Source organism: Streptomyces niphimycinicus, assembly GCF_018883605.1.
GTDB lineage: Bacteria > Actinomycetota > Actinomycetes > Streptomycetales > Streptomycetaceae > Streptomyces > Streptomyces niphimycinicus.
Window position 1 is genome coordinate 21163 of sequence record NZ_JAHLEM010000022.1, and the last position, 13091, is coordinate 34253.

General features: G+C 70.8%; 10 protein-coding genes. 4 read left to right on the forward strand and 6 right to left on the reverse strand.

The window, feature by feature from the left end; translation table 11 throughout:
• The first annotated feature begins 6 nt into the window (after nt 1-6).
• Both menE and KN815_RS02900 read left to right on the forward strand, forming a co-directional pair.
• Nucleotides 7-1533: an o-succinylbenzoate--CoA ligase gene (gene menE, locus KN815_RS02895; RefSeq protein ID WP_216339838.1), complete on the forward strand. Its 1527-nt coding sequence runs from the start codon at nt 7-9 to the stop codon at nt 1531-1533.
• Nucleotides 1530-1985: a MaoC family dehydratase gene (locus KN815_RS02900; protein WP_216339840.1), complete on the forward strand. Its 456-nt coding sequence runs from the start codon at nt 1530-1532 to the stop codon at nt 1983-1985. Before menE ends, KN815_RS02900 begins: the two co-directional genes overlap by 4 nt.
• Before the next feature lie 56 nt (nt 1986-2041).
• Here the strand turns inward: KN815_RS02900 and KN815_RS02905 are convergent, their stop codons facing one another.
• Both KN815_RS02905 and KN815_RS02910 read right to left on the reverse strand, forming a co-directional pair.
• Nucleotides 2042-2695 (reverse strand): response regulator, encoded by a 654-nt coding sequence (locus KN815_RS02905; RefSeq protein ID WP_216339842.1) that lies wholly within the window; start codon nt 2693-2695, stop codon nt 2042-2044.
• 4 nt (nt 2696-2699) lie between these two features.
• Entirely contained in the window at nt 2700-3908 is a 1209-nt protein-coding gene (locus KN815_RS02910; RefSeq protein WP_216339844.1) for a sensor histidine kinase, read from the reverse strand.
• A 263-nt stretch (nt 3909-4171) separates the two neighbouring features.
• Here KN815_RS02910 and KN815_RS02915 point away from each other — a divergent pair, with 263 nt between their 5' ends.
• The gene (locus KN815_RS02915; RefSeq protein ID WP_216339854.1) at nt 4172-5329 is read left to right on the forward strand and encodes a glycoside hydrolase family 113 protein; all 1158 of its coding nucleotides are present in this window, start codon (nt 4172-4174) and stop codon (nt 5327-5329) included.
• A gap of 104 nt (nt 5330-5433) precedes the next feature.
• The gene (locus KN815_RS02920; RefSeq protein WP_216339846.1) at nt 5434-6393 is read left to right on the forward strand and encodes a zinc-binding dehydrogenase; all 960 of its coding nucleotides are present in this window, start codon (nt 5434-5436) and stop codon (nt 6391-6393) included.
• 126 nt (nt 6394-6519) lie between these two features.
• Here the strand turns inward: KN815_RS02920 and KN815_RS02925 are convergent, their stop codons facing one another.
• The 4 genes from KN815_RS02925 to KN815_RS02940 all read right to left on the reverse strand — a co-directional run.
• Nucleotides 6520-8403 (reverse strand): ATP-binding cassette domain-containing protein, encoded by a 1884-nt coding sequence (locus KN815_RS02925; RefSeq protein ID WP_216339856.1) that lies wholly within the window; start codon nt 8401-8403, stop codon nt 6520-6522.
• Between the two features lie 263 nt (nt 8404-8666).
• Complete coding sequence (locus tag KN815_RS02930) at nt 8667-9695, reverse strand: aminoglycoside phosphotransferase family protein (RefSeq protein ID WP_216339848.1); 1029 nt, start codon at nt 9693-9695, stop codon at nt 8667-8669.
• Between the two features lie 154 nt (nt 9696-9849).
• Nucleotides 9850-11118, reverse strand: a complete 1269-nt coding sequence (locus KN815_RS02935; RefSeq protein ID WP_216339850.1) for an alpha-L-fucosidase — start codon at nt 11116-11118, stop codon at nt 9850-9852.
• 4 nt (nt 11119-11122) lie between these two features.
• A partial coding sequence (locus tag KN815_RS02940; RefSeq protein WP_253208712.1) for an alpha-mannosidase occupies nt 11123-13091 on the reverse strand: 1969 nt, incomplete at its 5' end.

Sequence of the window (13091 nt, forward strand, 5' to 3'; positions counted from 1 at the left end):
TGCCAGATGCGCAACGAGGGACTGGGGTCGTGGCCCGCACGCCGGGCCCGTAAAACCCCGCATCGCACGGCCCTGATCCACGACGAGCGGTCGATCGACTACCGCACCCTGCACACACGCACCACCCGCCTCGCCCACGCCCTGCGCACCCGAGGCATCCGACGCGGCGACCGCGTCGCCCACCTCGGCCCCAACCACCCCGCCTATCTGGAGACCCTGTTCGCCGCCGGCCTGCTCGGCGCCGTCTTCGTCCCCCTCAACACCCGCCTCGCCGCCCCCGAGATCGCCTACCAGCTCGCCGACTCCGGCGCCAAGGCCCTCATCCACGGCCCCGCACACGCCGGGCTCGTCGCCGCACTGCCCACCGGCACCGGCGTACGGACCTGCCTCGAGACCGGCGACGCGTACGAAAAAGCCCTGGCAGCCGCGTCGGCCGAGCCGATCGACGAACCGGTCACTCCCGACGACACCTGCCTCATCATGTACACCTCGGGGACGACCGGCCGCCCCAAGGGCGCGATGCTCACCCACGCCAACATCACCTGGAACGCCGTCAATGTCCTGGTCGACCACGACCTGTTCGCCGACGAACGCGCCCTGGTATCCGCCCCGTTGTTCCACACCGCCGGTCTGAACATGATCACCTTGCCGGTACTGCTCAAGGGCGGCACCTGCGTCCTGGTGGAAGCCTTCGGCCCGGAAGCGACCCTCGACCTGATCGAACGGCACCGCATCACCTTCATGTTCGGGGTGCCGACGATGTTCGACCAGATGGCCCGGCACCCCCGCTGGGCCAACGCCGACCTGTCCTCGCTGCACATCCTCACCTGCGGCGGATCACCGGTGCCGAGCCCGCTCATCGCCGCCTACCAGCAGCGCGGGCTCACCTTCCTCCAGGGCTACGGCATGACCGAGGCCGCACCCGGCGCACTCTCCCTGGACACCGAACACGCCACCGGCAAGGCGGGATCGGCTGGCGTACCGCACTTCTTCAGCGACGTACAGGTCGTACGGCCCGATCTCACCCCGGTCGACATCGGCGAGACCGGCGAAGTGGTGGTGCGCGGACCACATGTGATGTCCGGCTACTGGGGGCTGCCCGAGGAGACGGAGGCCGCCTTCGCGAACGGCTGGTTCCGCAGCGGGGACGCGGCCCGGGTCGACAAGGACGGTTACGTGTACATCGTCGACCGCATCAAAGACATGATCATCTCTGGTGGCGAGAACATCTACCCCGCCGAGATCGAGGACCTCCTCCTCACCCACCCGGGCATCGCCGAGTGCGCGGTGATCGGCGTACCGGATGAGAAGTGGGGCGAGGTGCCCCGCGCGGTCGTCGTCCCGGCAGCGGGCACCGAACTCGATCCGGAGCAGGTGCTGGCATCGCTGTCCGGACGGCTCGCCAAGTACAAGATCCCCAAATCCGTCGTGGTCGCGGACGAACTTCCGCGCACCGCCTCCGGAAAGCTCCTCAAGTCCCGGGTGCGCCACCGCTACGGCACCCCGAACCCGCAACAGGAAGCCGACACATGAGCATCACCGTCAACGGCCTCGACGAACTGAAGAAGCTCGCCGGCAGCGACCTCGGCACCAGCGAGTGGATCGAGGTCACACAGGACCGCATCGACACCTTCGCCGACGCCACCGGCGATCACCAGTGGATCCACACCGACCCGGAGCGGGCGGCCAAGGGCCCCTTCGGCGCGCCGATCGCGCACGGCTACCTCACCCTGTCCCTGTTCATCCCCCTCTTCACCGGACTGCTGGACGTACGGGGCGTGACCACCAAGGTCAACTACGGCCTGAACAAGGTGCGGTTTCCCGCACCGGTGCGGGCCGGATCCCGGCTACGGCTCACCGCCCGGCTCGCCTCGGTCGAGGACGTACCCGGCGGCGTCCAGATCACCGTCGACGGCACGATCGAGGCGGACGGCGGCACGAAGCCCGCGGCCGTGGTGCAGAGTCTGTCCCGCTTCTACCTCTGACCTGCCGCGATCGGCAGAAGACGCGGTTGCCCGCGGCCACGATCCGCCCGCCCCGGTCAGGACCGCGGGCGAGCGTCGTGGGTGAGGAGTGCGAGCTGGACACGGTTGTCCAGGTCCAGTTTGGCCAGGGCGCTGGAGAGGTGGGCCTTGACCGTGCCCAGGGACAGGTGCAGGCGGGTGCCGATGTCGGTGTTGGACAATCCCTCGGCAACCGCCTCGGCCACCTCGCGCTCCCGTTCGGTGAGCAACGCCAGTTGCTGCCGGGCGTGTTCGGCCCGGTCGTCCGGTCCGGCCGCCGCGTGCTCGATCAGGGCGCGCGCGGCGGACGGCGACAGCGCGGGCTCACCGCGAGCGGCCCGGCGTACCGCGGCGACGATGTCCTCGGGCGCGGTGTGTTTGGCGAGGAACCCGGCGGCGCCCGCGCGCATCGCCTCCACGACCAGGCGGTGTTCGTCGAAGGTGGTCAGCACGATCACCTGCGGGGCCTTCGCACCGTGGCGGGTGAGTGCGCGGGTGGCCGCGAGGCCGTCCATGACGGGCATCCGGATGTCCATGAGGATCACATCGGGCTCGTGTTCGCCGACGGCGGCGGCTGCCCGGGCACCGTCGGCCGCCTCCGCCACGACCTCGATGTCGTCCGCCCCGCCCAGCATCATCTTCAGCCCGGTCCGTACCAGGGGGTCGTCGTCGGCCAGCAGCACTCGGATCATGGCGTCACCTCGCGGACCACGGTAGCCGGGCGCACAGTGTGAAGGTGCCGTCGGCGGCCGTGTGGTCGAGGGTCCCGCCGTCGAGACGGACGCGTTCGGCGAGCCCGGTCAGCCCGGCGCCGGTGCCCGGGATCGCCTCGTCGGTGCCGGGAGCGGCGGGCAGTTCGTTGCGGACCTCCACGGTGAGGCCGCGGCCCGGGCCACCGGTCAGGCACACGCTGACCGGTGCGCCGGGCGCGTGCTTGCGGGCGTTGGTCAGACCTTCCTGGGCCACGCGGTAGACGGTGCGGTGCAGTTGCCACCGCAGCTCGTGGACGGCGTCGGCGGTCAGCTCGGGGCGGAAGTCCACCGGCTGCCCCGTGGCGCGGGCGTCCGCGATGAGAGAGCCGATGTCCTCGATCCGTGGCAGCAGCGAGACCGGCTCACCACCGTCCTCCGCGCGCAGCAGGTGCAGCACCTCATGCAGTTCCTCCACGGCCTCGTGCGCGTTCGACCGGATCACCTCGGCGCTCTCGGCGACCTCCACGCTGTCGAGCGCGGGTCCGGCACCGGCCTGCGCCTGCCGGGTGCGGTAGGCCAGCGCGCCCGCGTGCACCGAGAGCAGGGAGATGCGGTGTGCCAGCACATCGTGCATCTCACGTGCGATGGCCTGGCGTTCGCCGCGGCGGGCGTCGGCGAGCCGGCGTTCGTGTTCGGCCCGGGCCCGCTCGGCGTCCGCACGCAGCCGCTGGAGGAGCAGCCGCCGGGAGCGCAGGGCATAGCCCCAGGCGAAGGTGGTCAGGAGGTAGGCCAGGCAGAAGACGGCATCGGTCAACAGGTCCGCACCCCGCCCGTACAGCAGCAGGCCGGAGGGCACCATGCACACCACGTACGCACCGAGCGTCAGCAGTGCCTGCCGCCAGCGGAGACGGAGTGCGAAGTTGGTGACGATCACCGCGCCCGCGGGCAGCGCGCTGGTCGCCAGCGCCACCGCGGGCAGCCCGATCAGGCCCACGGCGAGCGGGAAACGGCGCCGCCACCACAGCGCGAGGCAGGCCACGAGCCCCAGCAGCGGGTCCAGTTCCGCCGCCCGGTCCGACAGCTCGCCCTGTTCCTTCACCACGCCGAGGACGACCATGCCGAGGAAGACGGCCGCGCAGAAGAGCACCGCGTCCACCGCCCAGTCGCGCCAGGTGCGGCCTGCCGGGAGGGCGAGGTCGAGGCCGTTGGTCATGAGGTGAGGGTATGCGGGCCGCGAGGGCGGCACATCGGCCTATCGGCCAGACCGCCTTGGCCACTTGGCACAGGCAGGTGGCGCCGACCGTCGCTTCGGTGCCGGGGCCGTGGTCCGATACGGCCTATCGGGTCGTTCCTTCGGCAATGGCGGCAGGTCTTTCGTCCCAGCGCCTTCTCCCTCTTTGCAGACCATCGGCGAATGGTGCCGATTCCGGTGACCCCGGCAGGCTGCTGCCATTCGATGAGACGGGAGAGAACGAGATGGGTGCAGCCCAGATCAGCAGGGCGCGGTTGCTGCGGCTCGCGGGGGCGGCCGCAGTCGGTGCGGCGCTTCCCGCGGGGTACGCCGCCGCGGCGGAGTGGCAGAACAGAACACCCGCCTCGGCGGATCGGGGGCGGCCGGGGGACGCAAGGCCGGGCGGCGTGCGCTATCGCGGGGTCGTCTATGAAGTAGGGCAGGGCGAGACACCGGCGACGGGATGGAGCGCGGCTCGTACCCGGGCCGATCTGCGGTCGATCCGCCGCGAGCTGCACGCCGACACGGTGAAAATCACCGGCGATGGCCTCGAACGTCTCACGCGCACGGCGGCCGAGGCGGCCGAGAACGGTCTGCACGTCTGGCTGGAGCCGACCCTGGGCGATGTGCCCGCCCAGGACATCCTCGACCACCTCGCGGAGACCGGACGGTTCGCGGAACGACTGCGCGGGCAGGGCGTGCGGGTGCATCTGAACGTCGGCTGTGAATTCATGCTGTTCGTTCCCGGAATCGTGCCCGGCGCCACCGCGGTCGAACGGATCGACAACTTGGTCAAGGGCAACTACGACCCGGTGAAAACGGCCGAGCGACTGCGCAGCTTCACCTCACGGGCCGCCGCCGTCGGCCGCTCGGTCTTCCACGGACCCCTGTCGTATGGAGCCGCGCAGGACGAGGACGTGGACTGGGACTTGTTCGACCTGGTGTGCATCGACTACTACGGCTGGTACCCGAACCCCTCCGGGCACGTCCGGGAGCTGCGCACGTATCAGCGTCATGGCAAGCCGCTCGCGATCACCGAGTTCGGCTCCTGCACCTTCGAGGGCGCACCGCGCATGGGCGGCATGGCCTGGGACGTCGTTGATTACACCACAACGCCACCGCAGGTGAAGAAGGGACTGGTACGCAGCGAGCACACCCAGGCCGGCTACCTCACCGACGTGTTCGGCGTGTTCGAGTCGATGAACCTCTACGCGGCCATGGCCTATACCTTCCTCACGCCCGACGCCCCACACCGCCGCGAGCCGCGACTCGACCTGGACATGGCCGGCTACAGCCTGGTGAAAGTGATCCGGGACCGCCCGGCGGATCCGAACTCTCCCTGGCACTGGGAGCCCAAGGAATCCTTCGCAGCCCTGGCCGACGCGTACGCCCGCGACCGATGACATCTCCGCCGCCCAGCCAAAGCCAACCGCCCGCTCATCAGCGGCAATTGACACAGCGGTAGGCTGCGGCGGCGGTTCGTCTCAGTTGAGCTTGGGAGTAGTCGATGAAGGCTTTCCGGTACGTGGCGAAGGGTGCCCCGCTACGGGGTGCCGAACTGCCGGACCCGGTAGCCGGTCCGGGCTGGGTGGTGGTGGACGTCGAGGCAGCCGGGCTGTGCCACTCCGACATCCATGTGATCGACGGCATGATCGAGCCCATCGTCCGACCGCCCTTCACACTCGGCCACGAGGTCGCGGGCACCGTCTCCGCCCTCGGCGAGGGGGTGGAGGGCTATGCGACAGGCGACCGCGTGGCCGTCGCGATCATCGCGCACCCGAAGGTACAGGCGTCCTACGCGCCGGGCATCGGCCTCGACGGCGGCTATGCCGAACGCCTGGTGGCCCATGCCTCCACACTCGTCCCCCTGCCCGACAACGTCTCCACGGTCCATGCGGCCGTCGCCACGGACTCGGTCGTCACCGCCTACCACGCGGTCCGCACCGAGGCTCGGGCCAGACCGGGCGAGGTGATCGCTGTCGTCGGCCTGGGCGGCCTCGGCCTCAATGGAGTCCGTACGGGAGTGATCGCGGGGGCCACGGTCTACGGCGTGGACATCAACCCGGACACCTTCGAGGCGGCCCGCGCGGCGGGCGCCCGCGAGTGCTTCACCGACGTCACCGCGCTGGCGGACCTGCGGCCCGACGCCATCATCGACTTCGCGGGCGTGGGCTCCACCACGTCCGACGCGATCGATGCCGTACGCCGCCTGGGCCGCGTGGTCGTCGTCGGCCTCGGCACCAGGACCACGACCTTCTCCAACGGCAGCCTCGTCCACAAGAGCGTGGAACTCCGCGGCTCCTACGGCGCCGGCAAGGACGAATACCGCCAGGTGCTCGGCTTCATCGCGGAGGGCCGGATCACCCCGATCGTGGAAGAGATCCCCTTCGCCGACCTCAACGAGGGCCTGGACCGGCTCCGCAAGGGCGAGGTCCGGGGCCGCCTGGTCACCCGCCCCGGAGGCTGACCCGAACTGACCGCGTGCGGCTGCGCGCGGCCACCGCGGACCGGAGCCTTCCGGCGCGGGCCGGTCCGTGGCAGAGGCCCGCGCCCCGGCGCGCCGTGTACGCCGGCGCGCCGGGGATTCCTCAGCTCATCGGTCCTTGGCCAGGGCGACGAGCTCGGCGAACAGGCCCCCCGCGTCGGCCAGTTCCTCGTAACCGCCCTGCTCGATCACGCGTCCCTCACGCATGACCAGGATGCGGTCGGCTAGGCGGGTGTTCTCGAGCTGGTGCGTGACGACGATGGTCATGCGCTCGGCGGCGATGCGCTTGATCTCCAGGAAGATCTGGTGCTCGCCTCGCGGATCCATCTGTGAGGTGGGTTCGTCCAGGATGAGCAGCGGTGTGCGCCGGTACAGGGCGCGGCCGCACACCAGCCGTTGCCACTGGCCGCCGGACAGCTCGGCGCCGCCGAAGAGTTCACGTGCCAGGAGGGTGTCGAGCTGCCGGGGAAGTTTCTCGACCGCCTCGCGCATACCGACGGCGTCGACGGCCTGCCACACGGGTGCGTCGTCGAAGGTTTTCGGCTGTCCCAGGGTGATGTTCTCGCGGGCGCGCAGGGGCCAGCAGGCGAAGTTCTGCGGGACCAGGGCGGTGCGCTTCCACACCGCGTCGGGGTCCGCCTGGGCCAGGTCGGTGCCGTCCCACAGGACGCGGCCCTTGTCGGCGAGCAGGATGCCGGTGATGAGCTTGGCCAGGGTGGACTTTCCCGAACCGTTCTCCCCCACGATGGCCAGGATCTCGCCGCGGCGCAGGGTGAGCGAGACGCCGTCGACGGCGGGCTCCTCCTTGCCGGGGTACTGGTAGACCACCTCGTCGAGCCTGATCTCGTCGACGCGCTCCGGGATCGTCAACTCGCCGCGCTGCGGGGCGCGTTCGGCGGCCATGTCGAGGAAGGACCGCATATCGGCGAGGTACAGGGAGGTGTGGAACATCGCCGCGCCGTGGATCACGAACTGCGAGAGGGCGGCCAGTGTGGTCTGGACGGCGACCACCGCGGTGGCCGCGACCGGAAGGGCGACCCGGCCGGTGGTGGCCAGCCACGCGAGGGTGGCCCAGGTGCACAGCAGGAAGAACCCGCCCAGGGTGCTGGTCGCCAGGGCGATGCGCAGCATGCGGGGAGCGGCGGTGAGGACGCGCTGGTCGATGCGGTCGGACAGGGCGCGGTACCAATAGAGGAGGTAGCCGGTCATCCCGTTGGCGCGGACCTCGTCGCCGTAGCGGGAGTAGGTGGCCCACCAGCGCATCATGGAGCGCACATTGCGGTCGCCGACGTTGAGGTAGTGGGTCTCGTAGTCGACGCGCGCGGACAGCACGGCGCCGGCGCCGGCCGGGAGCACCGCGAGCAGGAGCAGCGGGAGCATCAGCCAGTGGAGCGCGGTGATGACTCCACTCGCGGCGATCATACGGACCAGGGCGGCCATCAACCGCTGGGCGTCCTGCACCATCATCCGGGTGCGGGTGACGCCGACCTCGGCGGCCTCGTGCCGGTCGGCGAATCCGTCCTCGCCGTACGCGGAGGCTTCGACGCGGCATACGGCGGAGACCAGCGCGACGTCCGCTTCGGTCATCAGCAGGGGGGTGATGCGCCCGTCGGCATAGAAGGACAGGGCGCCGCTGATCCGGCCAAGGCCCGCGGCGGCGGTCACGACGATCAGGGCGGGCACGGCGGCGTGCAGGCGTTCGGACACGGTGCCGGTGCCGAGGATATGGGTCATGGCCCGCGCGGTGAAGGTGAGGACGATGGCGGCCGCGGCACCGGTGAGGAGCTGGCAGACGAGCAGGAGCACGACGCCGGGTTTGTCGACGGCCCAGGCCATCCGCGCGGTGTGCCCGAGCACGGCGGGCAGGCGCCTGCACATCGCCCGGAAATTGGCCTCGGCCAGCGGGTTCTTGCCGTACTGGCCTTCGAAGGTGATGGTGGCCGGGGGTGGAGGGGGCGGCGTCTTCGTATGTGCGGTCGAGGCGTCGGTCATCGTCACCTGCATCCCTCCTGGGGGTGGGTGCCGCGCCTGGATGGCTCGGCAGTGCACGGCATAACGACGCGGAGAGGGAATCGAACGCACTCGATTCCGGACGTGCTGGAGCCCTTGAGCCGCAAGGGCCGCGAGCGTGCGGTCGCCGTGCCGGCGCCGCCGTGCGGTACCGATGGTTGGCCGAAACGCCGATCTCCGAGACGCATGTGACGTACGAGGTTTCGGCGCTTCCACCGGACCCGGCCAGGGGTGTCGGCCGGGCTCTACGGTCGCTTTGCCGGGACCGGCCGGAGTGCCGGCCAGCGAGTGAGCATGTGTTGGCGCATACCGGTGGTGAGGCGGCTGACGCCGCTGAGAGAGGTGTGGTCGGCGGTCAGCTTGCTGACGACACCGAGCCGGTGGACGAGCCGTTGCCGGGCTGTCGCCGTGCCCCACGTCCAGTCCCGCTGCGGAATCCGGGCCAGATGGTCATCGCTTTCCCGGTCTGCCCGCTTGACCAGCGCGTCGCCGCGGAGCAGCCAGCCGGTACACGCGTCGGCAAGGCCGTCCTGGATCTGGGCACCGGTCGCGGTGTGCCACGCCGTGCGGTAGGCGCGCTCCGCCCGTTCCAGCAGTGGCTCGGCGGCCGAAGTGACACACCAGCAGGTCGGGAAGCCGATACGGAGATAGGCCAGCTCCATCAGACCGCTGCCCAGTGATGCCTGCTCGAAGTCGATGAATCTGATCCCCGTGGCGGTGTGGAGGTCGTTCCCGGGGCAGGGATCCCCGTGGAGAAGGGCATGGCCGGGTGCCTGGTCGAGTCGGTTCACGAGGTCATCGAGTTCGTCGGAAACACCGGGCGTAACGGGTACTTGGAGCGCCACGGCCAGCCCGAGGAAGGAGTCGATGTCGGCCCGGTTCGGGCCCTGCCAGCGCGGAAGTCTTCCGGCGTCCTCCGGGCGGGCGGTGGCATGCAGCCGTGCCAGTGCCTCCGCGTAGTCGACGATCCAGTCGGGGGCCGGGCGCTGGTGATCCAGATGCTCCAGCACCAGCACCCGCTCGCCGGAATCGGTGGCAAGCAGCGCGGGCACGATGGGCGTCGCGGCTCGGGCGGCGAGCCGCAGGGCGGCCACCTCGCGGGCGTAGCGCTCGTCGGCGTCGGGCCCGTCGACGATCTGCTTCACCACCGCCGATGTCTCCGGCAACTCAACGCGCCACACACGCGAACGCGGGCTGCTGCCCAGCCTGTGAGCGCTCCTGGGTGATCCCAGCTCGGCCCGCAACTCGTCCCCGAACGCCAGTCGTGAACACATGGGCCGATCCTTCCACACGGCCGAAACCTGCGTGTGGCTACGGGGAGCAAGTGGCCGTCCTGCTTCAAGTCGCCATGTGGAGCAGGCGGCCTGAGACGAGGAACGCGACGAGCGCGGCCACTTGCCCGGGAAGCGATGGGTCAGACCCCTCCCCTCAGGACCGGCCGTGCCCCCGGTACAGCTCCAGCTCGGAGTCGAGTTCGACGGCCAGGACGGTGGCGTGGTCGTCGAGGTCGGCGGCCGCGGGCGGGTCGATCCACAGCACGCCGGGGACCTCGTGCAGGCCGCCGATCACCTGGTGGCCGAGTTCGGTGCCGGTGCCGAGGACGGTCACCCGGCGTACGGGGGTCACCAGGCCCCGTACGCCGATGGGCGAGCGCGGGATGTCGAAGACCGTCAGATAGAGGGTGCGGCGGTCGGCCGCGAGGGTGCTGGGGCCGTAGTGGTGGCCGGCGGGCAGGCCCGCGACGGTGCCGTACACCGCGTCGGCGTGCCGGGCGATCCAGTCGCCCATCCCTTCGAGGCGTTCGACCTGCTCATCGGGGATCGTGCCGTCCTCCTTCGGGCCCACGGAGAGCAGCAGATTGCCGCCCGCGCCGATGGTCTCGGTGAAGTAGCGGATGAGCTGGGTCGTCGTCTTGTAGTTGTGGTCGTGGTGCTGGAAGCCCCATGAGTCGTTGAAGGTCAGGCACAGCTCCCAGGGCCCGGGGGGCGGTTCGATCGGCACGCCCTGCTCGGGGGTGGCGTAGTCGCCCTCGCTGAGCATGCGCGCGTTCAGTACGCAGTCCGGGACCTCGGCGCGGATGAGCCGGGCCAGCTCGCGGATCCCCCATTGCTCCTCGGTGCGCTCCCACTCGCCGTCGAACCACAGCAGGTCGGGGCGGAATCGGGTGGTGAGCTCGTGCACCTGGCCGTCGCGGTAGGCGAGGTAGCGCGCCCAGGCGTCGAGGTCCTCCGCTTCCTTCGGGACCTCGGCGTACGGGTTGTTCTCCTGCTCGGGCGGCCGTCCCTCGTAGCGGGTGGAGGCGTAGTCGGGGTGGTTCCAGTCGCTGTGCGAGTAGTAGAGGCCGACCTTCAGGCCCTGTTCGCGCAGGGCTTCGGCGTACGGGGCGACGAGGTCGCGGCCGGCCGGGGTGTGCCGGACCACGTTCAGGTCGCCGTGGGTGGTGTCCCACAGGGCGACGCCGTCGTGGTGGCGGCTGGTCAGCACGGCGTAGCGGGCTCCGGCGCGGGCGAAGAGGGCGGCCCATGCGCGGGGGTCGTACCGCGCCGCGGTGAACCGGTCGAGCTGCGCCATGTACGTCTCGTGCGGGACGTCGCCCTCGAAGAAGGACCAGGACTCCTGTACGCCGTCCACGGCGTAGATGCCCCAGTGGATGAAGATCCCGAACTTCGCGTCGGGGAACCACGGTCGCATGGCCATGGTGTCAGCTCCTCTTCAGCCGCAGGGTCAGGATCTGGAACGGGCGCAGATTCACCGTGACATTGCCGTCCGCATCGGTCCTCAGCACGTCCTGGGCCTCGGTGAGCGGGCGTTCCAGCAGGTCGGTGACGGTGGCGCCGGTGTGGGTGAAGCCGGGGCGCAGCGTGGTGCGGGTACGGCCGCCGAGCGATTCGTAGAGCCGCACCACCACATCGCCCGAACGGTCGTCGGCGAGCTTGACCGCCTCGACGACGGCGGCCGGGCCGTCCGTGGTGACGATCGGGGCCACGGCCGCGCCGGGGTCGGCGACGCGCAGCGGGAGGTTGAGCGCGTAGCCCTCGGCGATCGCGTCCTCGATGGTCGCGCCGGGCAGGAGGGCGTAGGTGAAGCGATGGATGCCCTGGTCGGCCTCGGGGTCGGGCACTCGCGGGGCGCGCACCAGGCTGAGCCGGACGGTGGTCGTCGTACCGCCGGTGCCCTCGCCCCTCTCGTGGGTGGTGCGGGCCACGTCGTGCCCGTAGGTCGAGTCGTTGAGGACCGCCACGCCGTAGCCCGGTTCGGCGACATGCACCCAGCGGTGGCCGTAGACCTCGAAGCGGGCCGCTTCCCAGCTCGTGTTGGTGTGGGTGGGTCGGTGGACATGGCCGAACTGGATCTCGGCGGTCGACCGGTCCGCGTGGATGTCGATGGGGAAGGCGGCCTTGAGGATCTTCTCGGCCTCGTGCCAGTCGATCTCGGTCGCGAAGTCGATACGGCGGCTGCCCGCGCGGACGGTGATGGTCTGGACGATGCGCGAGCGGCCGCACCTGCCGAAGGCGCGCTCCACGCGCAGCGCGCCGAGCAGCGGGCCCTGCTCGGCGACGGTGACCGCGTCCGAGTCGAGCAGATCGGTCCAGCGCTGCCGGTAGTGCTTGTCGATGTCCCAGGCGTCCCAGTAGTTGGGCAGGTCACTGTGGAGTCGCAGGAGGTTGCCCGCGACGCCCGGCGCCAGGACCTCACGGCCGGCCACCAGGTCCCGTACCGAGGCGAGTGTGCCGTCCTCGGCGAGCTCGACCCTGACCAGGCCGTTGTCCAGGACGCGGCCACCGATGACGGTGACGGGCTCGGGGGCCGGGGCCGCGGTCGCGGAGGGGGTCAGCGGGGCGGCGCCGGACGCCGGCACCCGCGCGTAGACCGCGACGGTGCCGTCCGCCAGCGGCTGGCCCTCGGCCGTGCCCGCGGGGACGGCGATGACCTCGGCGCGCGGGCGGGGGCTGGTGTTGAACACCCGCACGGCGCATCCAGGCGCGGCGGCACCGCCCAGCGCCGCCATCGCCTCCGCCGTGAGTTCCATCAGCTCCGCCGCCACCCTGGCGTATTCCGCCTCCGCCTCGCGGTGCACCCAGGCGATGGACGAGCCCGGCAGGATGTCGTGGAACTGGTGGAGCAGCACCGTCTTCCACAGCCGGTCGAGCCGCTCGTACGGGTAGGGGCGGTCGGCCTGCAGCGTGGCGGCCGTCGACCACAGCTCCGCCTCGCGCAGCAGATGCTCGCTGCGCCGGTTGCCCTGCTTGGTGCGGGCCTGCGAGGTGTAGGTGGCGCGGTGCAGCTCCAGATAGAGCTCGCCGGTCCACACCGGGGCGTCGGGGTATTCGGCCCGGGCAGCGGCGAAGAAGTCGTCGGGGTGTTCGATGACGACCTTCGCGGAGCCCTCCAGGTTGGCCAGCCGGCGCGCCCGCTCCATCATCTCGCGGGTGGGCCCGCCGCCCCCGTCGCCGTGCCCGAAGGGTGCCAGGGAGCGGGTGCCGCGCCCCTTGTCCTGGTAGTTGCGTACGGCGTGGGCCATCTCCTGGCCGGAGAACTCGGCGTTGTAGGTGTCCACCGGCGGGAAGTGGGTGAAGACCCGGGAGCCGTCGATGCCCTCCCACCAGAAGGTGTGGTGGGGCAGCTTGTTGGTCTGGTTCCAGGAGAGCTTCTGGGTCAGGAACCACTCG